Origin of the sequence: Citrobacter sp. RHBSTW-00887 (assembly GCF_013728095.1) — a bacterium.
Taxonomy (GTDB): domain Bacteria; phylum Pseudomonadota; class Gammaproteobacteria; order Enterobacterales; family Enterobacteriaceae; genus Citrobacter; species Citrobacter braakii.
The window spans coordinates 1,427,453-1,452,300 of sequence record NZ_CP056267.1; the positions used below are offsets into that span (position 1 = coordinate 1,427,453).

At 51.1% G+C, this 24,848-nt stretch carries 24 protein-coding genes, 1 tRNA gene, 1 rRNA gene and 1 other annotated feature; of the genes, 13 read left to right on the forward strand and 13 right to left on the reverse strand.

The window, feature by feature from the left end:
- Positions 1 to 35: 35 nt before the first annotated feature.
- The 3 genes from bamE to nadK form a co-directional block, all read right to left on the reverse strand.
- Positions 36 to 380: an outer membrane protein assembly factor BamE gene (bamE, locus tag HV314_RS06730; protein WP_003826401.1), complete on the reverse strand. Its 345-nt coding sequence runs from the start codon at positions 378 to 380 to the stop codon at positions 36 to 38.
- A 149-nt stretch (positions 381 to 529) separates the two neighbouring features.
- Positions 530 to 2,191, reverse strand: a complete 1,662-nt coding sequence (gene recN / locus HV314_RS06735) for a DNA repair protein RecN (protein WP_094169247.1) — start codon at positions 2,189 to 2,191, stop codon at positions 530 to 532.
- A gap of 85 nt (positions 2,192 to 2,276) precedes the next feature.
- On the reverse strand, positions 2,277 to 3,155 hold the full coding sequence (nadK, locus tag HV314_RS06740; RefSeq protein WP_016154073.1) for an NAD(+) kinase: 879 nt from the start codon (positions 3,153 to 3,155) through the stop codon (positions 2,277 to 2,279).
- A 122-nt stretch (positions 3,156 to 3,277) separates the two neighbouring features.
- Here nadK and grpE point away from each other — a divergent pair, with 122 nt between their 5' ends.
- Complete coding sequence (gene grpE, locus HV314_RS06745; protein ID WP_003031221.1) at positions 3,278 to 3,871, forward strand: nucleotide exchange factor GrpE; 594 nt, start codon at positions 3,278 to 3,280, stop codon at positions 3,869 to 3,871.
- A 50-nt stretch (positions 3,872 to 3,921) separates the two neighbouring features.
- Here the strand turns inward: grpE and HV314_RS06750 are convergent, their stop codons facing one another.
- Entirely contained in the window at positions 3,922 to 5,211 is a 1,290-nt protein-coding gene (locus HV314_RS06750) for an HlyC/CorC family transporter (protein ID WP_008785520.1), read from the reverse strand.
- An 18-nt stretch (positions 5,212 to 5,229) separates the two neighbouring features.
- On the reverse strand, positions 5,230 to 6,021 hold the full coding sequence (locus HV314_RS06755) for a cytochrome C assembly family protein (protein WP_003031224.1): 792 nt from the start codon (positions 6,019 to 6,021) through the stop codon (positions 5,230 to 5,232).
- A gap of 165 nt (positions 6,022 to 6,186) precedes the next feature.
- On the opposite strand from HV314_RS06755, the gene ffh reads away from it, so the two are divergent.
- The 5 genes from ffh to rplS all read left to right on the forward strand — a co-directional run bounded on the left by ffh (position 6,187) and on the right by rplS (position 9,818).
- Complete coding sequence (gene ffh, locus HV314_RS06760; protein WP_003031226.1) at positions 6,187 to 7,548, forward strand: signal recognition particle protein; 1,362 nt, start codon at positions 6,187 to 6,189, stop codon at positions 7,546 to 7,548.
- 253 nt (positions 7,549 to 7,801) lie between these two features.
- Entirely contained in the window at positions 7,802 to 8,050 is a 249-nt protein-coding gene (gene rpsP / locus HV314_RS06765; RefSeq protein ID WP_003031228.1) for a 30S ribosomal protein S16, read from the forward strand.
- A gap of 18 nt (positions 8,051 to 8,068) precedes the next feature.
- Positions 8,069 to 8,617 carry a ribosome maturation factor RimM gene (gene rimM, locus HV314_RS06770; protein ID WP_003031230.1) on the forward strand — a complete coding sequence of 183 codons (549 nt, stop codon included), beginning with the start codon at positions 8,069 to 8,071 and terminating at the stop codon, positions 8,615 to 8,617.
- A 44-nt stretch (positions 8,618 to 8,661) separates the two neighbouring features.
- Positions 8,662 to 9,429: a tRNA (guanosine(37)-N1)-methyltransferase TrmD gene (trmD, locus tag HV314_RS06775; protein WP_016157187.1), complete on the forward strand. Its 768-nt coding sequence runs from the start codon at positions 8,662 to 8,664 to the stop codon at positions 9,427 to 9,429.
- A 41-nt stretch (positions 9,430 to 9,470) separates the two neighbouring features.
- On the forward strand, positions 9,471 to 9,818 hold the full coding sequence (gene rplS / locus HV314_RS06780; RefSeq protein WP_002914145.1) for a 50S ribosomal protein L19: 348 nt from the start codon (positions 9,471 to 9,473) through the stop codon (positions 9,816 to 9,818).
- Positions 9,819 to 9,945: 127 nt separating this feature from the next.
- On the opposite strand, the gene HV314_RS06785 is transcribed toward rplS, so the two are convergent.
- From HV314_RS06785 to HV314_RS06800, 4 genes are all read right to left on the reverse strand, one after another.
- Positions 9,946 to 10,428 carry an OmpA family protein gene (locus tag HV314_RS06785; RefSeq protein WP_047358988.1) on the reverse strand — a complete coding sequence of 161 codons (483 nt, stop codon included), beginning with the start codon at positions 10,426 to 10,428 and terminating at the stop codon, positions 9,946 to 9,948.
- A 10-nt stretch (positions 10,429 to 10,438) separates the two neighbouring features.
- The gene (gene dgcN, locus HV314_RS06790; RefSeq protein WP_181547661.1) at positions 10,439 to 11,665 is read right to left on the reverse strand and encodes a diguanylate cyclase DgcN; all 1,227 of its coding nucleotides are present in this window, start codon (positions 11,663 to 11,665) and stop codon (positions 10,439 to 10,441) included.
- Positions 11,658 to 12,176, reverse strand: a complete 519-nt coding sequence (locus HV314_RS06795; RefSeq protein ID WP_016157185.1) for a YfiR family protein — start codon at positions 12,174 to 12,176, stop codon at positions 11,658 to 11,660. Before HV314_RS06795 ends, dgcN begins: the two co-directional genes overlap by 8 nt.
- 158 nt (positions 12,177 to 12,334) lie before the next feature.
- Complete coding sequence (locus HV314_RS06800; RefSeq protein WP_047358987.1) at positions 12,335 to 12,709, reverse strand: DUF2799 domain-containing protein; 375 nt, start codon at positions 12,707 to 12,709, stop codon at positions 12,335 to 12,337.
- 215 nt (positions 12,710 to 12,924) lie between these two features.
- Between HV314_RS06800 and aroF the strand changes: the two genes are divergently transcribed.
- Together aroF and tyrA are read left to right on the forward strand one after the other, a co-directional pair.
- Complete coding sequence (gene aroF / locus HV314_RS06805) at positions 12,925 to 13,995, forward strand: 3-deoxy-7-phosphoheptulonate synthase AroF (protein WP_016154067.1); 1,071 nt, start codon at positions 12,925 to 12,927, stop codon at positions 13,993 to 13,995.
- A 10-nt stretch (positions 13,996 to 14,005) separates the two neighbouring features.
- A complete protein-coding gene (tyrA, locus tag HV314_RS06810; protein ID WP_016154066.1) occupies positions 14,006 to 15,127 on the forward strand; it encodes a bifunctional chorismate mutase/prephenate dehydrogenase in 1,122 nt (373 codons plus the stop codon).
- 101 nt (positions 15,128 to 15,228) lie between these two features.
- Here tyrA and pheA read toward each other — a convergent pair whose 3' ends face one another.
- From pheA to bamD, 4 genes are all read right to left on the reverse strand, one after another.
- The gene (gene pheA, locus HV314_RS06815; RefSeq protein WP_016154065.1) at positions 15,229 to 16,389 is read right to left on the reverse strand and encodes a bifunctional chorismate mutase/prephenate dehydratase; all 1,161 of its coding nucleotides are present in this window, start codon (positions 16,387 to 16,389) and stop codon (positions 15,229 to 15,231) included.
- Positions 16,390 to 16,411: 22 nt separating this feature from the next.
- Positions 16,412 to 16,537, reverse strand: a sequence feature (Phe leader region).
- Positions 16,489 to 16,536, reverse strand: coding sequence for a pheA operon leader peptide PheL (gene pheL / locus HV314_RS06820; RefSeq protein ID WP_100250063.1), 48 nt, complete (start codon positions 16,534 to 16,536; stop codon positions 16,489 to 16,491). It overlaps the preceding feature by 48 nt.
- Positions 16,538 to 16,639: 102 nt before the next feature.
- Positions 16,640 to 16,978, reverse strand: a complete 339-nt coding sequence (gene raiA / locus HV314_RS06825; RefSeq protein ID WP_003031244.1) for a ribosome-associated translation inhibitor RaiA — start codon at positions 16,976 to 16,978, stop codon at positions 16,640 to 16,642.
- 268 nt (positions 16,979 to 17,246) lie between these two features.
- Positions 17,247 to 17,984: an outer membrane protein assembly factor BamD gene (gene bamD, locus HV314_RS06830; protein WP_016154064.1), complete on the reverse strand. Its 738-nt coding sequence runs from the start codon at positions 17,982 to 17,984 to the stop codon at positions 17,247 to 17,249.
- A 131-nt stretch (positions 17,985 to 18,115) separates the two neighbouring features.
- Between bamD and rluD the strand changes: the two genes are divergently transcribed.
- The 5 genes from rluD (at position 18,116) to HV314_RS06855 (ending at position 24,646) form a co-directional block, all read left to right on the forward strand.
- The gene (rluD, locus tag HV314_RS06835; RefSeq protein WP_181547663.1) at positions 18,116 to 19,096 is read left to right on the forward strand and encodes a 23S rRNA pseudouridine(1911/1915/1917) synthase RluD; all 981 of its coding nucleotides are present in this window, start codon (positions 18,116 to 18,118) and stop codon (positions 19,094 to 19,096) included.
- Entirely contained in the window at positions 19,093 to 19,824 is a 732-nt protein-coding gene (gene yfiH, locus HV314_RS06840) for a purine nucleoside phosphorylase YfiH (RefSeq protein ID WP_181547665.1), read from the forward strand. Before rluD ends, yfiH begins: the two co-directional genes overlap by 4 nt.
- A 129-nt stretch (positions 19,825 to 19,953) precedes the next feature.
- The gene (gene clpB, locus HV314_RS06845) at positions 19,954 to 22,527 is read left to right on the forward strand and encodes an ATP-dependent chaperone ClpB (RefSeq protein WP_047499529.1); all 2,574 of its coding nucleotides are present in this window, start codon (positions 19,954 to 19,956) and stop codon (positions 22,525 to 22,527) included.
- A gap of 416 nt (positions 22,528 to 22,943) precedes the next feature.
- Positions 22,944 to 24,485, forward strand: a 16S ribosomal RNA gene (locus HV314_RS06850).
- Between the two features lie 85 nt (positions 24,486 to 24,570).
- A tRNA-Glu gene (locus HV314_RS06855) sits at positions 24,571 to 24,646 on the forward strand.
- Positions 24,647 to 24,848 lie beyond the last annotated feature (202 nt).

Genomic DNA, 24,848 nt, shown 5'->3' on the forward strand with positions numbered 1-24,848 from the left:
GTGCTCATTGAGCACCTTTTTTTGATCTCTCAAACCTACTTGTTATCGGTCAAAGCGGGTTTGTTATCAATGTTGGTCAATACGCCGCTGCTGTTAAAGGTCAGCGTCAGCGTTTGCTGGGTTACGCCTTCATGTCCAGGTTGCTGACGGAACACATAAAACCAGGTGTTAGTGCCAAAAGGATCGGACATCATTGGTGTACCCAGAGCATAAGCAACCTGCTGTTGCGTCATACCCGTGCGCACTTTAGCGACATCGGTAGGTGTCAGATAATTTCCCTGGTTGATGTCAGGGCGGTAAACCACTCGCTCCAGAGTGGAACAGCCTGCAGTCAACATCAGTAGTACTGCTGCAGCAGCAGTCAGCGTTTTACAGCGCATAGTGATTTGATTCCTTTTCGGGCCCGAGCAGTACGCGGCTCATATGTAATATGCCGATGATAATAGACCTTTCACCACTTTAAAACCTTTTGCTGTCGGGTCGGTCGGCGATTTTATGTTGAACTCAGACCTTCACAAGGTAAAAAAGTTTATGCCGCCAGCAGTTCTTTTGCATTTGCGAGGGTATTGCGCGTCACTTCGCTACCGCCAAGTAGACGGGCTAATTCCTGCAGGCGCGCGCGTTTATCAAGCGGCTGCATGTGTGTTTCCGTCATCGCGCCATCTGTTTCTTTGCTGACATAGAAATGTTGATGACCACAGCCCGCAACCTGCGGCAGGTGAGTAACACACATTACCTGCGTTGACTCGCCCAACTGTCGCAACATTTTACCCACTACCGCAGCCGTCGGGCCGCTGATACCAACATCCACCTCATCGAAAATTAGCGCAGGCGTTTCCATCTTACGTGCTGTAATGACCTGAATAGCCAGCGCAATACGTGACAGTTCCCCGCCGGAAGCGACTTTCGCAATTGGCTGTAACGGCTGACCTGGGTTAGTGGTTACTTTAAACTCCACGCGATCGGCACCGTCTGCGCTCAGATGGTGCTCCTCAAATTTCACATCAATGCAAAAGACACCGTGCGGCATCGAAAGAGCATGCATGCTCTCTGTAATAAGTTGTCCCAGTTCCTGCGCATAATGCTGACGCTGTTGGTGCAGCATTTTTGCCGTTTCCAGCGCCTGCTGGTGGTGATTGTTCACCGCCAGGGTTAAGGTTTCGAGCGAGTCGGCCTGATCGTCCAGTTGCTGTTGTTCATCCAGCAGCGACTGATAGAACTGTGGCAGCACTTCAGGGGCAACATGATGCTTACGCGCCAACGAGATTTGCCTGGAGATACGCTGTTCGAGTTCGAACAAGCGGTTAGGGTCTAAATCCAGACGATCGCAATAGTGGCGCAGCTCGTCGCTGGCTTCGCTGAGCTGGATGGTGGCCTCTTCCAGCATATCCAGAATACCTGAAAGTTTGCCGTCCATGCCTGCCAGTTCAGTGATCAGGTGTTTTGCGGTGTACAGTTGGCTTTGCAGATTGATGTCTTCACCATCTGCCAGGATAGCCAGCGCCTGTTGGCTGGTGGTGAGCAATTGCCCACTGTTAGCCAGGCGCTTGTACTCTTCATCAATTTGCTCAAACTCACCCGGCTGCGGATTGAATTCGTTCAGTTCCTTTAACTGGTATTGCAACAATTCCGCCCGGGCTGCGCGTTCCAGGCTTTGTTGCTGATGATGCGCCAGGTCACGACAACTTTGGTGCCATAGTTGGTAGCGCGCAGCCATTTCCTGGGTCAGAGAGGCTTCATTGGCGTAACCATCAAGCAGGGATTTTTGGTGTTCTGATTTTGTCAGGAGCTGATGCGCATGCTGGCCATGGATTTGAATAAGTAACTGGCCCAGCTCGCGCAACTGCGATAACGGAACGGCGGTTCCGTTAATAAATCCACGGGAGCGGCCATCGCTGCTGATAACGCGACGCAACAAACACTCACGGCCTTCCTCAAGCTGGTTCTCTTCCAGCCAGCGCAGGGCTGCGGGGGTATCTTTTAAGGCAAAACGGGCGCAGAGGTCGGCTCGCATGGCGCCTGCACGCACCATGTCTGCGTCTGCGCGTCCGCCCAGACACAAACCGAGAGCATCAATGGCAATGGACTTACCCGCACCGGTCTCACCGGTGATAACGGTCATTCCGTTCTGGAAATCGATCTCAAGTTCACGAACGATAGCAAAATTGCTGATTGTCAGTTGTGCCAACATAGCTGTTTTCCTGTATGAAAAACCATAACTGTAATTTCATACAGTATAAACTGGTTTTTTATACAGTAAAGAGGTTGGCGTTAAATTAGAATAATTTTTTTGACCAACCAAGCTTAGTGCTTAATGTGTTGAAATAGCTGTAATCTTTTGGATGTATCAGGTTTAGATGATAATCACAGCGGCGAATCAATACGTCTTCACCTTCCTGTATAGGTAGGGCGATTTGGCTGTCACAGCTGATCTCCAGATCGTTACGGCGATGAGAAAAGCGCAGGCGAATGGTGCTGCTACTGTTGATCACCAGCGGTCGCGCGGAAAGCGTATGCGGAAACATGGGTACCAGCGTAATGGCATCCAGAGAAGGCGTCAGAATTGGGCCTCCGGCAGAGAGCGAGTAGGCGGTAGAGCCGGTCGGCGTGGAGATAATCAGCCCATCTGAACGTTGGGAGAAGGCAAAAATTTCATCGATATAGACTTCAAATTCAATCATGTGCGCCACTTTCCCAGGGTGCAGCACAACTTCATTGATGGCAGTGCTAATGCGCTTCTGGCAATCCTGTTGACACACCTGAGCTTCGAGTAAAAAGCGCTTTTCGCTGATGTAGTGGCCTTCCAGCACGTCAGCTAACTGTTGTTGGGCATTGTCTGGGTCAAGGTCGGTCAAAAAACCGAGGTTGCCGCGGTTAATGCCAATAACCTTGATGTCATAACGTGCCAGGGTGCGTGCGGCGCCCAGCATATTGCCGTCGCCGCCGACTACCACGGCGAGGTCTGCCTGTTGGCCAATTTCTGCGAGCGTGCCGGTTTTCACATTTTTCAGCTGCAGTTCGTGGGCGATTTGTTGCTCAACGATAACCTCATAACCTTTGGTGCACAGCCAACGGTAGAGCATTTCATGTGTGGTCAGTGCAGTGGGGTGACGTGGATGCCCCACAATGCCAATACACTTGAAATGTTTGTTCATTTTCTCGAGGTCCTTGTAACGAAGATTAGTGACAATGTGAGTACTTCCCTTGAATCCCTGAATCTGATCCCCATAATAAGCCAAGTTAGCGAGATGAATGCGAAAAAAACGCGGAGAAATTCATGAGTAGTAAAGAACAGAAAACGCCTGAGGGGCAAGCCCCGGAAGAAATTATCATGGATCAGCACGAAGAAGTTGAGGCGGTTGAATCAGACGCTTCTGCTGAGCAGGTGGATCCGCGCGATGAAAAAATTGCGAATCTGGAAGCTCAGCTTGCTGAGGCCGAAACTCGCGAGCGCGACAGCGTGTTGCGTATCAAAGCGGAAATGGAAAACCTGCGTCGTCGTACCGAACTGGACGTAGAAAAAGCGCATAAGTTTGCGCTGGAAAAATTCGTCAACGAACTGCTGCCGGTGCTGGATAGCCTGGACCGCGCGCTGGAAGTGGCGGACAAAGATAATGACGCTATGGCGGCGATGGTTGAAGGTATTGAGCTGACCCGTAAGTCAATGCTGGATGTCGTGGCGAAGTTTGGTGTACAGGTGGTTGCGGATATCGATGTGCCGATGGACCCGAACGTGCACCAGGCAATTGCAATGGTAGAGTCCGACGACGTTGCTGCCGGTAATGTGCTGATGGTAATGCAAAAAGGCTATACCCTGAACGGACGTACCATCCGCGCCGCGATGGTCTCTGTGGCGAAAGCCAAAGGCTAATCAGCCTTCAGGCCGGGTAATGCTCACGCGCTACCCGGCCTGAATTACTCTCACTGGTCCGACACGCTTTCCCGTAGCGGTTTGACCGGCAATACCTGCACCTGTTTAATCATATTGTCCTGCACGTCGAGAATATCGATATCGTACTGTCCAATACGCACACGCGTGCCAGCAACCGGGATCTCTTCCAGCGCTTCAAGAATAATACCATTCACGGTACGTGCGTCATCTTCCGGCAGGTGCCAGTTAAACGCCTTATTGATTTCACGAACGTTGGCGCTGCCGTCAATGATCACCGAGCCATCATTCTGCGGCGTTACCTCTTCGGCAAGCGTGGGTGACATTGAAGTGGTGAAGTCGCCGACAATCTCTTCCAGAATATCTTCGACCGTGACCAGCCCCTGAATATCGCCATATTCATTAACAACCAGACCCACTTTCTTCTTGTTTCGCTGAAACTTAATGAGCTGGGTGCTGAGAGGCGTACCTTCCGGGACGTAATAAATTTCGTCGGCGGCACGTAACATAGTCTCTTTGGTGAACTCTTTTTTCTCTGCCATCAATCGCCAGGCTTCACGTACGCGCAGCATACTGATGGCGTCGTCCAGCGAGTCGCGGTACAGCACAATACGGCCGTGTGGAGAGTGCGAAAGCTGACGCACGATTGACTTCCAGTCATCGTTAATATCAATGCCGATGATTTCGTTACGCGGGATCATGATGTCATCGACGCTGACTTTTTCCAGATCCAGCACTGACAGCAGCATATCCTGGTTACGGCGTGAAATTTGCGAGCGCGATTCATTCACCAGCGTTCGCAGTTCATCTTTACTCAGCGAACCGCTCACCACGATATCCGTTTTGATGCCCATCATGCGCATAAGTAGCCGCGTGATGGTGTTGAGTAGCCACACCAACGGCATCATCAGAATCTGCAGTGGAGCCAGCAGTACACTGCTCGGATAGGCGACTTTTTCCGGATACAGCGCGGCAATAGTTTTGGGCAGTACTTCGGCAAAAACCAGCACGACAAACGTCAGTACCCCAGTGGCAATAGCGACACCCGCATCGCCATACAAGCGCATACCGACAATGGTGCCGAGCGCGGAGGCCAGAATATTCACCAGATTATTACCGATGAGCACCAGGCTTATCAGGCGGTCCGGCTTACGAAGTAGCTTTTCAACGCGTTTTGCCTGACGATTCCCCTGCTTGGCCCGATGACGTAGACGATAGCGATTCAGGGTCATCATTCCGGTTTCAGAACCGGAAAAATAGGCGGAAATGACCACCATGATGAGAAGCGTGATAATGAGCGTGGTGGTGGAGATGTGTTCCACGTAGGGTTCCTTAAAGATTTAACTCACGAACTGCTGCAGGATACGACTGCCGAAATAGGCCAGCGTTAGAATGCCTGCGCCTGCGACGTTAAACCATACGACGCGACGTCCGCGCCAGCCTTCATGGTAATGCCCCCACAACAGAACGATATAGACAAACCATGCCACGATAGAGAGAACGGCTTTATCAATGTTCTCGGTACTGAACAGGTTATGCATGTAAAACAGGCCAGTGCACAGGGTGAGCGTCAGCAGAACCACGCCAATTTGGGTGATATGAAACATTTTCCGCTCAATACTCATTAGCGGCGGCATCTCATTGCTGAAGGCCAGTTTTTTGTTTTTCAACTGGTAGTCGATCCATGCCAGTTGCAGCGCATACAGTGCGGCGATAATCAGCGTGGCGTAAGCGAATAGCGATAGCCCGATGTGAATCATCATGCCCGGTGTAGCTTCGAGATGGGTGATGAACTCGTTCGGCATAAACGTGGCGAAGGCCAGGTTGATTAGCGCAAAGGCGTAGACAATGGGCAGCAATAGCCAGCCACGATTGCGGGAAGCGACGATAGTCATTACCGTACAGATCATCAGGCTAACCAGTGAGCCGACGTTCAACAGACTCAGGTTTTGTCCGCTTTCACCGCCGGGCAGAATTCGCGCTTCCAGGGCGATAGCATGACTTACCAGCGCGACGACCGCAGAGAGAATAGCCATACGCCGCCAGCCGCTGTTTTTTTGCAGCAGAGCGGGAATAATCAGCGCAAGGCTGACTGAGTAGGCGACAAGGGCGAGCAGAGCAAAAACGGGCATATAGGTGTCGACAGTTGGCCAGTGATAAAGAAAAGCAGTATAGCGTTACGTGACCGCTGCTCCAACCGTTGCATAACAACAAAGGCGGCTTCATGTTATACTGCGACAAATTTCTGTTGATGTGTCGCTGTCGCGACCGACCGTTTCCACCCCAGGCGAGAGACAATGTTTGATAATTTAACCGATCGTTTGTCGCGCACGCTGCGCAATATCAGTGGCCGTGGACGCCTTACTGAAGACAACGTTAAAGAGACGCTGCGCGAAGTGCGCATGGCGCTGCTGGAGGCTGACGTAGCGCTGCCGGTAGTGCGTGAGTTTATCAATCGCGTAAAAGAGAAAGCGGTTGGTCATGAAGTTAACAAAAGCCTGACGCCGGGTCAGGAGTTCGTCAAGATTGTCCGTAACGAACTGGTTGCGGCAATGGGCGAAGAAAACCAGACCCTGAATCTGGCTGCACAGCCGCCAGCCGTTGTGCTGATGGCTGGTCTGCAGGGGGCGGGTAAAACGACCAGCGTCGGTAAGCTGGGGAAATTCCTGCGTGAGAAGCACAAGAAGAAAGTGCTGGTGGTCTCCGCGGACGTTTATCGCCCGGCGGCGATAAAACAGCTGGAAACGCTGGCCGAGCAGGTCGGTGTGGACTTCTTCCCGTCGGATGTCGGCCAGAAGCCGGTCGATATCGTTAACGCCGCGCTGAAAGAAGCTAAACTCAAATTCTACGACGTGCTGCTGGTGGATACCGCCGGTCGCCTGCACGTTGATGAAGCGATGATGGACGAAATCAAACAGGTCCACGCTTCTATCAAGCCGGTTGAAACGCTGTTTGTGGTCGACGCCATGACCGGTCAGGATGCCGCGAATACCGCAAAAGCCTTCAACGAAGCGCTGCCGTTAACCGGTGTCGTGCTGACCAAAGTTGATGGTGATGCTCGTGGTGGTGCGGCGCTCTCTATTCGTCATATCACCGGCAAGCCAATTAAATTCCTCGGCGTCGGCGAGAAAACCGAAGCGCTGGAGCCGTTCCATCCGGATCGTATTGCTTCGCGTATTCTCGGCATGGGTGACGTGCTGTCGCTGATCGAAGATATCGAAAGCAAGGTTGACCGCGCGCAGGCAGAGAAATTAGCCAGCAAGCTGAAAAAAGGCGACGGCTTCGATCTCAACGATTTCCTTGAGCAGCTCAACCAGATGAAAAACATGGGCGGCATGGCAAGCCTGATGGGCAAGCTGCCGGGCATGGGGCAGATCCCAGACAACGTGAAATCGCAGATGGACGATAAAGTGCTGGTGCGTATGGAAGCCATCATCAACTCGATGACGATGAAAGAACGCGCTAAGCCGGAAATCATCAAAGGTTCCCGTAAACGCCGTATTGCTGCCGGCTGCGGTATGCAGGTACAGGACGTAAACCGCCTTCTGAAACAGTTCGACGACATGCAGCGCATGATGAAGAAAATGAAGAAAGGCGGTATGGCGAAGATGATGCGTGGCATGAAGGGTATGATGCCGCCAGGCTTCCCTGGTAGATAAATATATCGGGCTACCTAATTTGCCTTTTTGACGCCGGGGTGGGCTCGAAATGCTCACATACTGCATGTACGTTCCGCTTTCTGCGCGCACGCCGACGCCAAACTGGCTGCAATGGTAACGCCCTGGTATAAAGCCTCATCACATGTTGATTGCTTTTTTCCCAGAAATCAGTAAAATTTTCGGGCTTTTAATATGACACCCGGGCTCCGTTCCTCGATGGGGCCTGGGTGTTTTATTCACACAAGAGGATGTTATGGTTACTATTCGTTTAGCTCGTCACGGCGCTAAAAAGCGTCCGTTCTACCAGGTTGTTGTTACCGACAGCCGTAATGCACGCAACGGTCGCTTCATCGAGCGCGTTGGCTTCTTTAACCCAATCGCTAGCGAAAAAGAAGAAGGCACTCGCCTGGATCTGGATCGCATCGCTCACTGGGTTGGCCAGGGCGCGACTATTTCTGATCGCGTAGCTACGCTGATCAAAGCAGCAAACAAAGCAGCTTAATCTGTCACGGTGGTCATGATGAGCAAGCAACTCGCCGCGCAGGCTCCTGTGGAACCCATCGTTTTGGGGAAAATGGGGTCTTCTTACGGTATCCGTGGTTGGCTCAGAGTGTTTTCTTCCACTGAAGACGCCGAAAGCATTTTTGACTATCAGCCCTGGTTTATCCAGAAGGCGGGTCAGTGGCAGCAAGTACAGCTGGAAAGCTGGAAGCACCACAATCAGGATCTGATCATCAAGCTGAAAGGCGTTGACGATCGTGATTCGGCGAATCTACTGACAAATTGCGAAATTGTCGTGGATTCCTCGCAGTTGCCAGCGCTGGAAGATGGTTCCTACTACTGGAAAGACCTTATGGGCTGCCAGGTAGTGACCACTGAAGGTTACGATCTCGGTAAAGTCGTCGATATGATGGAAACCGGTTCGAATGACGTCATTGTCATTAAGGCAAACCTGAAAGATGCGTTTGGTATCAAGGAACGTCTTGTACCGTTCCTCGATGGGCAGGTTATCAAGAAAGTCGATCTCGCTACTCGTACTATCGAAGTAGATTGGGATCCTGGTTTTTAAACCACCGGATAAACGGTAAAAGTCGGCGTTATGGGGATTGGCTTGTGTTTATAGGTATCGTTAGCCTGTTTCCAGAAATGTTCCGCGCAATTACCGATTACGGGGTAACTGGCCGGGCAGTAAAAAATGGCCTGCTGAACATCCAGAGCTGGAGTCCTCGTGACTTTACTCATGACCGGCACCGTACCGTGGACGATCGTCCTTACGGCGGCGGACCGGGGATGTTAATGATGGTGCAACCTTTACGGGACGCCATTCATGCAGCAAAAGCTGCGGCTGGTGAAGGCGCAAAGGTGATTTATCTGTCACCTCAGGGACGCAAGCTTGATCAAGCGGGCGTTAGCGAACTGGCCACGAATCAAAAGCTGATTCTGGTGTGTGGTCGCTATGAAGGAATAGATGAGCGCGTGATTCAAACCGAAATTGACGAAGAATGGTCAATCGGCGATTACGTTCTCAGCGGTGGTGAGTTACCAGCAATGACGCTGATCGACTCCGTTTCTCGGTTTATTCCGGGAGTTCTGGGTCATGAAGCTTCAGCAATCGAAGATTCGTTTGCTGATGGGTTGCTGGATTGCCCGCACTATACCCGACCTGAAGTGTTAGAACAGATGGAAGTACCGGCAGTGTTACTGTCGGGGAACCACGCTGAGATACGTCGCTGGCGTTTAAAACAGTCGCTGGGCCGGACCTGGCTTAGAAGACCTGAACTTCTGGAAAACCTGGCTCTGACTGAAGAGCAAGCAAGGTTGCTGGCGGAGTTCAAAACGGAACACGCACAACAGCAGCATAAACATGATGGGCTGGTCTGAGACCCCCAAATATCAGTTTACCCAGGATAAGAGATTAAATTATGAGCAACATTATTAAGCAACTTGAACAAGAGCAGATGAAGCAGGACGTACCTTCCTTCCGTCCGGGTGATACCGTGGAAGTGAAAGTATGGGTTGTTGAAGGTTCCAAAAAACGTCTGCAGGCATTCGAGGGCGTGGTTATCGCTATTCGTAACCGCGGTCTGCACTCTGCATTCACTGTTCGTAAAATTTCCAACGGCGAAGGCGTTGAGCGTGTCTTCCAGACTCACTCTCCGGTAGTTGACAGCATTGCTGTTAAACGTCGTGGTGCTGTTCGTAAAGCTAAACTGTACTACCTGCGTGAGCGCACTGGTAAGTCTGCTCGTATCAAAGAGCGTCTTAACTAAGATTCGCGCAAGCGACATCCTGTTAGAAAAGGGCTGGCCGAAAGGCTGGCCCTTTTTTTATTCCGACCTTACTCTTTTGTTTTATTGCAATTGGATGGCTGCGCGGCGCGCAGCCAGTTGAGGACTTTTACGGCGTAGCGATCACGACTGCAACCCGGCGGTTTTCAGCACGACCTTTTGACGTCTGATTACTGGCAATCGGGTATTTTTTCCCGAGTCCCTGAGTTGTCAGGTTAGAGCGGGGAATATTGGCGCCCTGTGCCCAGGCATCGGCGACCACATTCGCGCGTTTGAGCGACAGCGCTTCGTTGTAGCTGTCTTCGCCGTAGTTATCGGTATGACCATCCATACGCGCATGGTTTAACCCGGTAGCTGCCAGTTTGGATGCCATTTCCTGGATCTGCTTTTCACTTTCAGGGCGGAGCTTATAGTCGTTTTTGTCAAACAGGATGTTGTCAGACAGACCAAGAGACCAGTCTCCGGAAGCTTCGGTAAATCCGTACGATTTCATGGCTGCAATTTGCTCCGGGGTAAATTTTCCCTGAGGTGCCTGACAGCCTGCCAAAATCAGTAAAAGCAGAAGAAACGGGGATGATAGACGTTTTAGCATGTGTAAGTCCTTATTTTTTAATAATGCGTTCAGAACGCAAATTTTTGGCCTGATACATATTTTTATCGGCAAGTTCTTGTAATTTCTCGGCAGAGGCATGTTCCCACGTCAGCGCAAAACCAATGCTGAGTGTCATGCTTGCCTGATGACCGTTATGCAGGTCAAAAGGTCGGTTAAACTCGTGTGACAGTGCCGCGCAGATCCGCTGAACTTCGTATTCAGAGTGAACGCTGTACAGCACCATAGCGAACTCATCGCCGCCAAGTCTGTAGGGGTGATGTCGATTACCACCAAACTCGGCCAGCCTGTTTGCAACTTCAATCAGGACCCGATCCCCCGCTGCGTGGCCCCAGGTATCATTAATAAATTTAAAATTATCACCATCAAGGAATAACAGTGCGGAGCTGCTGTGGGCGGCATGGTCATTCATCAGGGCGTTAATGCTGCTGCGAAATGCGGCGCGATTCGCCAGGCCGGTCAGCGGATCGTGTAGCGCCGTACGCAAAAGCTGGGCGTTCTTTGCCTGCAGTTTAAGTTGCCACTCCTCCATCTCGTCCAGAAGACTATTAAAATCCTGGGCAAAAAGGTGAAACTCTTCAATGCGCTCTTCTGAAACGCGCCGTGAAAAGTTACGGTTGGTACGAACATCATGTACCACCTCGGTTATATTTTGCAGGGCTTCCACGACGCCATTATGTAAATAACGAGTGAGCATTAATGCAATGCCAGAGGCCAACAGAATGCACCCGGTAAGGACGGCCAGCGACAAATAGATGAAATGGCTGATAACACTATCGCGCGCAGTCAATCGCACTTCGCCGATGACGTTGCCATTATGCAAAATAGGTTGAGTGACCGGTTGTGGGAACAGCCAGTGGCTGATAAGTCCGCTGATTTTTTCAGTGCTATCCTGCGCGTTATAGCGCCAGGTGGCGATCACCTTCTGGTTTTTATTACGAACTTCTGCAACGGAAAATTGCCCCTGCTGGCCCAGTGCTGCCAGCGTTTCAGTGGCCGCGACGCCATCAGAAAAAACTAATGCTGCTTCAAGTGTGCGGGTCATGGTTGCAGCGGTCAGATCCAGGTTCTTTTGCGCATACTGTCTCAATGCCAGCACCGAAGAAATGCTGAGCAGCAGCCAGATCAGCGTCATAGTTACCAGAACGCTGATTATGCTGATACGCCGTAATGTCCGCTTAAACGTCGGGCGTGTTATGGGAGAATGGCCCTTATCCATGCTTCTGATTCCGTGCAAGCATTAATACGTCCGGACTGACCCTTACGCCACTGCGTGAAAGGGAATCCATATTTACGGAAAATCTCACATCTTCATCTTTAATTATGAGGCAAAAGGCGCTGCCAATAACGCATTCGGGGTTCTGTTCGGCAATTAATAGCAATGCCTTAGACGGATATTTATTCTTTAATTCCACCTGATAAGTAGGGGATTCTTTTCCAAAATAAAAACCGTCACACTGCGAAACTAATATTTCTTGTTCCGTACGAATGATGACGGGAAGATAGGGTAATGCTCCGGCACTGGTATCTCCCAGGACACTGGAAAAACGCGATGAAGAGAAAATACACAGTTTGGGGGGCCCGGAAAGTGCAGGCCAGCGCGTATAACTAACGATGCCGGAAACCATAGCGCGTACAGATTTTGCTTCTTCCGTAACGCTTTGGGCGTACAGCGGTAATCCGGTCAGGAGCAGTGCCAGTAGAAGTATGAGTCGGTAAGAATAGCTCATGAATAGTTACCTACCAGCGTTTGCCGTAAAACGTCGAAATACATTCAAGATTATTTAGGACAAAATAACATTATTTTCCTAAGCCGTCATTATGCCAGGTGGAAAGCTATTAGTGATTTAAGTTAAATCTTAGTAATTTATAAAATATAAGCTATTGTTTAATTTAATCTTATTGAGGTGGCACCTTCGTTTGCTCCTTTTTGCCAGGCACTGTGTAACTGGTCAATATTTTCGACCGTATCACAACTTGAGGGAAAGGTTTTCCCGGTCAAACCTCTGGCGTAAACAAAATCCGGCTGGCAGATTTTACGTTGTCCCTCGGCATAACCCTTAAGATATTCCGTACGATCGACTTCGGGGTCATTGTAGTTGTCGGCAAGAGTTTCATTATCTTTAACGGCATACCCCGAAATGGCATCTTGTATTCCGGCGTCGTACCAGGCGGTTCCCGTCCATGTGGGGGCGTGGGTATAAGGATCTATCTGACATCCGCTAAGAAGTAATAGAAATAGAGTGCTGATGAGTTGCTTCATTGCCTGTACTCCCTCGTTTTTTTAAGCATAGTGGATCTCAATACCGGATGGTGTAAATTTTAATGTACGCAATGGAGGGCGTGTTCTGTCATTAAAGTGTGTGTTGTAAATTAAAATTTACGGTTTGTGGATTGAAATCTTTACCTGTTGTGTTATCGTTATCACCTCCTCGCTGAGGACCAACTATCGCAAACGAGCTAAACAGGATCACCACCATGCAAAAAGACGCGCTGAACAACGTACATATTACCGACGAACAGGTTCTGATGACTCCGGAGCAGCTGAAAGCTGAATTCCCGCTGAGCCAGGCGCAAGAAGCGCAAATCTCCCAGTCGCGTAAAACCATTTCAGATATTATCTCTGGTCGCGATCCGCGCCTGCTGGTGGTATGTGGCCCGTGTTCCATTCACGATCCTGAAATGGCTATTGAGTACGCTCGTCGGTTTAAAGCCCTTGCCGCAGAGGTCAGCGATAGCCTCTACCTGGTGATGCGTGTCTATTTTGAAAAACCCCGTACCACCGTCGGCTGGAAAGGGTTAATTAACGATCCTCATATGGATGGCTCTTTTGATGTTGAAGCCGGCCTGAAAATTGCGCGTCAGCTGCTGCTTGAACTGGTGAATATGGGACTACCGCTGGCAACTGAAGCGCTGGATCCCAATAGCCCGCAATACCTGGGCGATCTGTTTAGCTGGTCTGCAATCGGTGCGCGTACCACGGAATCGCAGACTCACCGCGAAATGGCTTCCGGTCTTTCGATGCCGGTCGGCTTTAAGAACGGTACTGACGGTAGCCTGGCGACCGCCATTAACGCGATGCGCGCGGCGGCACAGTCGCACCGCTTTGTTGGTATTAACCAGGCTGGACAGGTTGCACTGCTGCAAACTCAGGGTAACCCGGACGGTCACGTGATCCTGCGCGGTGGTAAAGCGCCGAACTACAGCCCGGCAGATGTCGCCCAGTGCGAAAAAGAGATGGAGCAGGCGGGACTACGACCTTCTCTGATGGTAGATTGCAGTCATGGTAACTCCAATAAAGATTACCGCCGCCAGCCTGCCGTGGCTGAATCCGTGATTGCACAAATCAAAGATGGCAATCGCTCGATCATTGGCTTGATGATTGAAAGTAATATTCACGAAGGCAACCAGTCTTCTGAACAGCCGCGTAGCGAAATGAAATACGGCGTGTCTGTAACTGATGCCTGCATTAGCTGGGAAATGACGGATGCGCTACTGCGTGAAATTAGCCAGGATTTAAACGGCCAGCTGTCGGCGCGTGTAGCATAAGAGGTTGGTTATGGTTGCTGAATTGACCGCATTACGCGATCAAATTGATGAAGTCGACAAGGCGCTGCTGGGTTTACTGGCACGTCGCCTGGAGCTGGTGGCCGAAGTCGGTGAAGTAAAAAGCCGCTTTGGGCTGCCTATCTACGTGCCGGAACGGGAAGCCTCAATGCTGGCCTCCCGCCGGGCGGAAGCGGAAGCCCTTGGCGTGCCGCCGGACCTGATTGAAGATGTGCTGCGCCGGGTTATGCGCGAGTCTTACTCCAGTGAGAACGACAAAGGATTTAAAACGCTTTGTCCTTCTCTGCGACCGGTGGTGATTGTCGGCGGCGGCGGTCAGATGGGACGTCTGTTCGAAAAAATGCTCACCCTGTCAGGTTATCAGGTACGGATCCTGGAACAGCAGGATTGGGATCGTGCGCCGGAGATCGTCTCTGATGCTGGCATGGTGATCGTCAGCGTGCCGATCCATGTCACTGAGCAGGTGATCGCCAAATTACCGCGTCTGCCGTCCGACTGCATCCTGGTGGATCTGGCTTCGGTGAAAAATGGTCCTTTGCAGGCGATGCTGGCGGCGCACGACGGCCCGGTGGTGGGATTACACCCTATGTTTGGCCCGGACAGCGGCAGTCTGGCAAAGCAGGTCGTCGTCTGGTGTGACGGACGTCAGCCGGAAGCTTATCAGTGGTTTCTGGAACAGATTCAGGTGTGGGGTGCGCGACTGCATCGGATCAGTGCTGTTGAACACGACCAGAACATGGCATTTATTCAGGCATTGCGTCACTTTGCGACCTTTGCTTACGGTCTGCATTTAGCGGAAGAGAATGTTCAACTGGAGCAGTTACTGGCACTCTCTTCGCCGATTTATCGCCTTGAACTGGCGATGGTCGGACGTCTGTTTGCCCAGGATCCGCAGCTCTATGCCGATATCATTATGTCGTCTGAGAGTAACCTTGCGCTGATCAAACGCTACTACCAACGTTTTGGTGAGGCGATCGGTTTACTGGAGCAGGGCGATAAGCAAGCGTTCATCGACAGCTTCCGTAAGGTGGAGCACTGGTTTGGTGATTATGCGAAACGCTTCCAGAACGAAAGCCGTACTTTGTTGCGCCAGGCTAACGATAGTCGCCAATAAATACGATGCTTGATGGCAACGCTGATGCGTTGTATCAGTCATACAAGGATCGGCTAAATAGAATGCCGGATAAGCGTAGCGCCATCCGGCATTGTCAAACGTTAGCTTGGATCGACCGGCACCACATTCTCACTTGGATAGCAGCCAAGTACTTTCATCGAGCGCGTAATCTCACCTAACTCCTTCAATGCTTTTTGCATCTGGGGTGATTCCAGGTTGGCCTGGATATCAAGATAAAACATTTCCTCCCAGGGATTGCCGTGAATCGGGCGTGACTCCAGTTTAGTCATAATCAGATTATGGTTGCGCAGTACCAGCAGAGCTTCTACCAGCGCACCGGCTTGTTGTCCTGTCGCCATCAGCAACGTGGTTTTTGCTGGCACCTGATCGGAAACATTGATTGCCTTGCGCGCCAGTACCACGAAGCGGGTGATGTTTTGCGTCTGATTAGCTTCGATATGCTCAAGAACCTGCAAACCGTATAGTACGCCTCCGGCTTCGCTCCCCAGAGCCGCCACGCGCGGTGAGTTAGCCTGCGCAACTTTTTCCATCGCCGCCGAGGTGCTTTCGGTGTACTCAATCTTCCAGTGTGGGTAACGACTCAGGAATTTGCTGCACTGCTGGAATGGCTGCGGATGGCTATATACCGTTTCAATGGTCTCGAGATCTGTCGTGCCGGACACCAGTAGGCAGTGGTCAATCGTGATAGTCATCTCGCCAACGATAGACAGGCTGGTGTGCTGTAGCAGGTCGTAAACGTCGTTAATCCCACCGGAACTGGTGTTTTCAATCGGAACCACTGCGTAGTCAGCTTGTCCGGTTTCGACCTGATTAAAGATATCGGCAAATTTCGCGCAGCCGCTTTCTATAAATTGTTCAAAATGGCGGGCAGCATACTGGCGTGCGGCAAGATGAGAATATGACCCTTTTGGCCCAAGGAAAGCAACGCGTGCTGAGTGCGGGTTAATTTTGTTCAGATGCTGCTGGAGCAGTGCCTGCTGAGTCAGGACGGAGTCTTCGATTATGAGCTGGAACAGGCGAGTGATGTAGTGAGCATCAAGATGATGTGCTTTGCCAAGCTGAATCAGTCGGTCCAACAGATCGCGCTCACGGTCGATATCACGAACTGGACGATGTGAAAGGAGCTTAGCTTTGCCAACTTCTACGGCCAGTCCACGTCGCTCAGCCAGCAGGGCCAGTAATTTTTCATCCAGCGTGCTGATCTTATCGCGCAGCGCCAGCAATGGGTTTTCCGATGTCATAGTGTTGCCTTTCTTGTTATCAATAAAAAAGGCCCCCCGTTGTGGGAGGCCTTATTGTTCGTCTTCGCATTCTTTATCACACGACGAAACGCCTCCCATTCAGGGGAAGGTAAAAAAGAATGCGAAGAAGAACGGGACAAGTTTCATGTAATTTTCCTTTGGCTACGTCAGTAAAGTACCCGTACTGTTTTCACCCTGTCAACAAAAAACGCGCCCGGAGGCGCGTTGGCGATACACTCAATGTAAGGGACTACTCTTCTTCTGCTTCGACGAAGTTGGCGTCTTTGACTGAAGTTGTTGCACGACGGGCTTCGCCTTTGTGCTGCACTTTATTGAGCTGCCGTTCCAGCTTGTTGATCAAATCGTTAATTGCGGTGTACATATCCTCGTGTTTTGCGCTGGCGACCAGATGTCCGTTCGGTGTATTGATGGTGGCATCAGCAATGAAACCCTGCGGCTCCTTAGACAGAATGATATGTGGATTAATCAGATGAGTTTGCCATTTTTCGAGTTTGGCGAGACGGTCTGCGACATGCTGGCGAATTGCCGGAGTAATTTCCATTTGTTTACTGGTAATGTTCATTGTCATAAATTTTACCTCTTGTCTTTCCCGTCTTGGTGATTCCAGCATACCGTTCCTAATGTCAAAATGTGTGATATTAATCACATTTTTTTGTCGCTTTTTGTCAAGAAAACCTTTTTGTGAGGCACCGCAGGAACAAGCGATTTTTTACTTGAGGAATACCTGAAAGAAGGCCATATTTGATGAGATGCGTTGCGGCTAAACCGCTTCAGTTGTGGTGTTTACGGATAAAAAAACGGCAGCCTTTGGGCTGCCGTTTGCATTCTGAGATAAATCAGGTATTGCTGCTGTTGGCGGCAATGATTTTCGCTACTTTTTCTGCCTGCGCATTCATCTGCATCTGGCGATAAGCATTTTCCATCAACGGCAGGGCATTGCGTGTTGCTTGAGTATCCGGGAAGTCGCGCAGCATGCCTTCTACACGGTTTACCACGGCAACCCATGCACCGCGGGCAGTGTAGTATTCCACAACGGAATATTCATACTTCGCCAGACGGTCTTTCAGGAATACCAGACGTTTGGTGGCGTCAGTGGTGTACTGGCTGTTCGGATAGCCACGTACCAGTTTGGAAAAGTCATTAAACGCAGCTCGGGCATGTTGCGGATCGCGATCGCTGCGATCAACACCAAAGAATCCTTGCAGTGCGCTATCATCCAACGCCATATTGGTCAGGCCACGCATATACATGACATAATCAATGTTAGGGTGTGTCGGGTTAAGACGAATAAAACGATCGATGGCAGCCTGAGCAAGTGGCAGATCGGCGTTTTTGTAGTAGGCGTAGATGAGATCTAATTGCACCTGCTGAGAATACGGTCCAAATGGATAACGGTTATCCAACGCTTCTAATTGCGTTATTGCCTGTTTCCAGTTACCGTCCTGCAGCTTTTGCTGAGCAGTCGCGTAGATTTCATTTGGCGGATTATCGGGCACCTCTTCCTTTGAACCAGAGCAACCCGCCAAAAACAGGCTCAACGTGGCTGCTGCCACCAGATATTTCATGCGCGTCATGACGTTTTGACTTTCCTCAAAATGTTTTACGGGAGATTCTCTGTTCCTGCTCCCGGTTAAGACCAGCTACAATAGCACACTATATTAAACGGCAAAGCCGTAAAACCCAACGTTAAACGAAGAAGCAGTTTATGGCACAACGAGTAGAACTCACCGCAACAGTCTCCGAAAATCAGCTCGGTCAACGCTTAGATCAGGCTTTGGCCGAATTGTTCCCTGATTATTCGCGATCGCGCATAAAAGAATGGATCCTTGACCAGCGCATACTGGTAAATGGCAATCTTTGCGATAAACCGAAAGAAAAAGTGTTGGGTGGAGAGCGCGTCTCCATCACTGCAGAAATTGATGAAGAGGTTCGTTTTGAGCCTCAGGATATCCCACTGGATATCGTTTATGAAGATGATGATATTCTTGTCATCAACAAACCCCGTGACCTCGTAGTGCATCCGGGCGCCGGTAATCCTGATGGCACGGTATTGAATGCATTACTGCATTACTACCCGCCAATCGCGGATGTTCCACGTGCTGGTATCGTGCACCGTCTGGATAAAGACACGACCGGATTAATGGTGGTGGCAAAAACCGTTCCGGCGCAAACGCGTCTGGTGGAGTCGCTGCAGCTGCGTGAAATTACCCGTGAGTACGAAGCCGTGGCGATTGGTCATATGACGGCAGGCGGAACCGTTGAGGAACCGATTAGCCGCCACCCGACTAAGCGTACGCACATGGCGGTACACCCGATGGGGAAACCGGCGGTGACGCACTATCGCATTATGGAACACTTCCGTGTGCACACGCGTCTGCGGCTGCGTCTGGAAACCGGACGTACGCACCAGATCCGCGTGCACATGGCGCATATCACCCATCCGCTGGTGGGCGATCAGGTCTACGGCGGTCGTCCGCGTCCACCGAAAGGCGCTTCTGACGAATTTATCTCCGTGCTGCGTAAGTTCGATCGTCAGGCGCTGCACGCGACTATGCTGCGTTTATATCACCCAATTTCAGGTATCGAAATGGAATGGCACGCACCGATTCCACAAGATATGGTGCAATTGATTGAAGTGATGCGCGCTGATTTCGAAGAACATAAGGATGATATTGCCTGGCTATGAGTAAGCTAATTGTCCCGCAGTGGCCGATACCGCAAGGTGTTGTGGCGTGTAGTTCTACCCGTATTGGCGGTGTTAGCATGCCGCCTTATGATTCGCTGAATCTGGGCGCCCATTGCGGCGACAACCCGGAGCATGTTGAAGAGAACCGCAAGCGGCTGTTTGCTGCGGGCAATCTGCCGTCAAAGCCAGTCTGGCTGGAGCAGGTCCACGGTAAGGATGTCCTGAAACTGACCGGCGAGCCTTATGCCTCCAAACGTGCGGATGCTTCTTACAGCAATACGCCTGGCACCGTGTGTGCAGTGATGACGGCCGACTGTCTGCCGGTGCTGTTTTGCAATCGCGCTGGAACGGAAGTCGCGGCGGCACATGCGGGTTGGCGCGGATTATGCGCAGGCGTGCTGGAAGAGACGGTGGCGTGTTTTGCCGACAAACCTGAAAACATTATTGCCTGGCTAGGCCCGGCGATTGGCCCGAACGCGTTTGAAGTGGGAGCAGAAGTTCGCGCAGCGTTCATGGCGAAAGATCCGCAAGCGGACCTCGCATTTGTACCGCATGGTGATAAATATCTGGCGAATATTTACCAGCTTGCGCGTCAGTGTCTGGTAAATATCGGAGTAGAGAACATCTACGGTGGCGACCGTTGCACCTTCAGCGAAAGTGAGACGTTCTTCTCTTATCGTCGCGACAATACCACGGGTCGTATGGCAAGTTTTATTTGGCTGATATAACCTAAAGAATCAAGACGATCCGGTACGTGTAATTTTCTTTTCACATAATTCAGGTCATTCACCTTGAATAATTGAGGGATGACCTCATTTAATCTCCAGTAGCAATTTTGACCTGTTATGGGAGGAGTTATGCGTCTGGATCGTCTTACTAATAAATTCCAGCTTGCTCTTGCCGATGCCCAGTCACTCGCATTGGGGCACGACAATCAATTCATCGAACCACTTCATCTAATGAGCGCCTTGCTGAATCAGGAAGGGGGATCGGTACGTCCTTTATTAACGTCTGCTGGCATTAATGCTGGCCAGTTACGTACAGCCATTGACCAGGCGTTGAGCCGGTTGCCGCAGGTAGAAGGTACCGGCGGTGATGTGCAGCCTTCTCAGGATCTGGTGCGTGTACTGAATCTTTGCGACAAGCTGGCGCAAAAACGTGGGGACAACTTTATTTCGTCAGAACTGTTCGTACTGGCGGCGCTTGAGTCACGCGGTACGCTGACCGATTTACTAAAATCAGCAGGTGCGACGACCGCGAATATCACTCAGGCAATTGAACAAATGCGTGGAGGTGAAAGCGTGAATGACCAGGGGGCTGAAGACCAACGTCAGGCCTTGAAAAAATATACCGTCGACCTGACCGAACGTGCCGAGCAGGGCAAACTCGATCCGGTTATCGGGCGTGATGAAGAAATTCGCCGTACCATTCAGGTACTGCAGCGTCGTACTAAAAATAACCCGGTGTTAATCGGCGAACCAGGTGTTGGTAAAACGGCCATCGTTGAAGGGCTGGCCCAACGAATTATCAATGGTGAAGTGCCGGAAGGCTTAAAAGGTCGCCGTGTGCTGGCGCTGGATATGGGCGCGCTGGTGGCTGGGGCCAAATATCGTGGTGAGTTTGAAGAACGCTTAAAAGGCGTGCTGAACGATCTCTCGAAACAGGAAGGCAATGTCATCCTGTTTATTGATGAGCTGCATACCATGGTTGGGGCGGGTAAAGCCGATGGCGCAATGGACGCCGGGAACATGCTGAAACCTGCGCTGGCACGCGGGGAACTGCACTGTGTAGGCGCAACAACGCTTGATGAATATCGCCAGTACATCGAAAAAGATGCGGCACTGGAACGTCGTTTCCAGAAAGTATTTGTAGCCGAACCTTCAGTAGAAGACACCATCGCGATTCTGCGTGGCCTGAAAGAACGTTATGAGCTGCACCACCATGTGCAGATCACTGACCCGGCGATTGTTGCGGCAGCTACGCTGTCTCACCGCTATATTGCCGATCGTCAGTTGCCGGACAAAGCTATCGACCTTATCGATGAGGCGGCATCCAGCATTCGTATGCAGATTGACTCCAAGCCGGAGGAACTCGACAGACTCGACCGCCGTATTATCCAGCTCAAACTGGAACAGCAGGCATTAATGAAAGAGTCTGATGAGGCGAGTAAAAAACGTCTCGAGATGCTCAACGAAGAGCTGGACGATAAAGAGCGCCAGTATTCTGAATTAGAAGAAGAGTGGAAAGCTGAAAAAGCATCCCTTTCGGGAACGCAAACTATCAAGGCTGAGCTGGAGCAGGCGAAAATCGCCATCGAACAGGCGCGTCGTGTCGGCGACCTGGCGCGGATGTCTGAACTGCAGTACGGCAAAATTCCTGAACTGGAAAAACAGCTGGAAGCAGCCACCCAGTCTGAAGGCAAAACCATGCGTCTGCTGCGTAATAAAGTCACGGATGCAGAAATTGCAGAAGTGCTGGCGCGCTGGACCGGGATCCCGGTTGCTCGCATGCTGGAAGGCGAACGGGAAAAACTGTTGCGTATGGAGCAGCAGTTGCACAGCCGCGTGATTGGCCAGAACGAAGCGGTGGAAGCCGTTTCTAACGCCATCCGTCGTAGCCGTGCTGGCTTGTCCGATCCAAATCGCCCGATTGGTTCGTTCTTGTTCCTCGGCCCAACCGGTGTCGGTAAAACTGAACTGTGCAAAGCGCTGGCAAACTTTATGTTCGACAGTGATGATGCCATGGTGCGTATCGATATGTCCGAGTTTATGGAGAAACACTCGGTGTCTCGTCTGGTCGGGGCGCCTCCGGGATATGTCGGCTATGAGGAAGGTGGATATCTGACAGAAGCGGTACGTCGTCGTCCTTACTCTGTCATCCTGCTGGATGAAGTGGAGAAAGCGCACCCGGATGTGTTCAATATTCTGTTGCAGGTGCTTGACGATGGTCGTCTGACTGACGGGCAGGGGAGAACGGTCGACTTCCGTAATACGGTTGTCATCATGACCTCGAACCTGGGGTCCGATCTGATTCAGGAACGCTTCGGTGAGCTGGACTACGGCCACATGAAGGATATGGTCCTGGGCGTCGTGAGCCATAATTTCCGCCCGGAATTCATCAACCGTATAGATGAAGTTGTTGTATTCCATCCGTTGGGTGAGCAGCACATTGCTTCTATTGCACAGATCCAACTGCAACGTCTGTATAAACGTCTGGAAGAGCGTGGCTATGAAATTCATATCTCTGACGAGGCGCTTAAACTGCTGAGTGCGAATGGTTACGATCCGGTGTATGGCGCACGTCCACTCAAACGTGCTATCCAGCAACAGATCGAAAACCCGCTGGCGCAGCAAATTCTGTCTGGTGAGCTGATTCCAGGCAAAACGATTCGGCTGGAAGTGAATGACGATCGCATTGTGGCAGTGCAGTAAGTCACAAAACGACAATAAACGAGCCCTGTGGGGCTCGTTTTTGTTTAAAAACAAAGCAAAAATCAATGTAATGGTTTAAAAGTAGTCGCTTGATAAGTTTTTTGTATTTTTAACTTGTCAGCCTGAAATAACTCCCTATAATGCGCCTCCACTGACACGGAACAACGGATTACAAACCGCCGGGTCAGCGGAGAAAAGCGAAAATAAACGCTTGACTCTCCAGCGGGATGGCGTAATATGCACACCCCGCGCCGCTGAGAAAAAGCGAAGCGGCACTGCTCTTTAACAATTTATCAGACAATCTGTGTGGGCACTCGAAGATACGGATTCTTAACGTCGCAAGACGAAAAATGAATACCAAGTCTCTGAGTGAACACGTAATTCATTACGAAGTTTAATTCACGAGCATCAAACTTAAATTGAAGAGTTTGATCATGGCTCAGATTGAACGCTGGCGGCAGGCCTAACACATGCAAGTCGAACGGTAGCACAGAGGAGCTTGCTCCTTGGGTGACGAGTGGCGGACGGGTGAGTAATGTCTGGGAAACTGCCCGATGGAGGGGGATAACTACTGGAAACGGTAGCTAATACCGCATAACGTCGCAAGACCAAAGAGGGGGACCTTCGGGCCTCTTGCCATCGGATGTGCCCAGATGGGATTAGCTAGTAGGTGGGGTAACGGCTCACCTAGGCGACGATCCCTAGCTGGTCTGAGAGGATGACCAGCCACACTGGAACTGAGACACGGTCCAGACTCCTACGGGAGGCAGCAGTGGGGAATATTGCACAATGGGCGCAAGCCTGATGCAGCCATGCCGCGTGTATGAAGAAGGCCTTCGGGTTGTAAAGTACTTTCAGCGAGGAGGAAGGTGTTGTGGTTAATAACCGCAGCAATTGACGTTACTCGCAGAAGAAGCACCGGCTAACTCCGTGCCAGCAGCCGCGGTAATACGGAGGGTGCAAGCGTTAATCGGAATTACTGGGCGTAAAGCGCACGCAGGCGGTCTGTCAAGTCGGATGTGAAATCCCCGGGCTCAACCTGGGAACTGCATCCGAAACTGGCAGGCTAGAGTCTTGTAGAGGGGGGTAGAATTCCAGGTGTAGCGGTGAAATGCGTAGAGATCTGGAGGAATACCGGTGGCGAAGGCGGCCCCCTGGACAAAGACTGACGCTCAGGTGCGAAAGCGTGGGGAGCAAACAGGATTAGATACCCTGGTAGTCCACGCCGTAAACGATGTCGACTTGGAGGTTGTGCCCTTGAGGCGTGGCTTCCGGAGCTAACGCGTTAAGTCGACCGCCTGGGGAGTACGGCCGCAAGGTTAAAACTCAAATGAATTGACGGGGGCCCGCACAAGCGGTGGAGCATGTGGTTTAATTCGATGCAACGCGAAGAACCTTACCTACTCTTGACATCCACGGAACTTGGCAGAGATGCCTTGGTGCCTTCGGGAACCGTGAGACAGGTGCTGCATGGCTGTCGTCAGCTCGTGTTGTGAAATGTTGGGTTAAGTCCCGCAACGAGCGCAACCCTTATCCTTTGTTGCCAGCGATTCGGTCGGGAACTCAAAGGAGACTGCCAGTGATAAACTGGAGGAAGGTGGGGATGACGTCAAGTCATCATGGCCCTTACGAGTAGGGCTACACACGTGCTACAATGGCATATACAAAGAGAAGCGACCTCGCGAGAGCAAGCGGACCTCATAAAGTATGTCGTAGTCCGGATTGGAGTCTGCAACTCGACTCCATGAAGTCGGAATCGCTAGTAATCGTGGATCAGAATGCCACGGTGAATACGTTCCCGGGCCTTGTACACACCGCCCGTCACACCATGGGAGTGGGTTGCAAAAGAAGTAGGTAGCTTAACCTTCGGGAGGGCGCTTACCACTTTGTGATTCATGACTGGGGTGAAGTCGTAACAAGGTAACCGTAGGGGAACCTGCGGTTGGATCACCTCCTTACCTTAAAGAAACGTTCTTTGTAGTGCTCACACAGATTGTCTGATGAAAAGTAAATAGCAAGGCGTCTTTCGATTGAGACTTCAGTGTCCCCTTCGTCTAGAGGCCCAGGACACCGCCCTTTCACGGCGGTAACAGGGGTTCGAATCCCCTAGGGGACGCCACTTGCTGGTATGTGTGAGTGAAAGTCGCCGACCGAAGTATCTCAAAACAGACTTTCGAGTCTCGTTTGAGATATTTGCTCTTTAAAAATCTGGATCAAGCTGAAAATTGAAACGACACACTGTTTCATTTCTCCGTAATAAGAAATGAAAAGCGGTGTGTTCGAGTCTCTCAAATTTTCGCAATGCTGAAGTGTTTTACGAA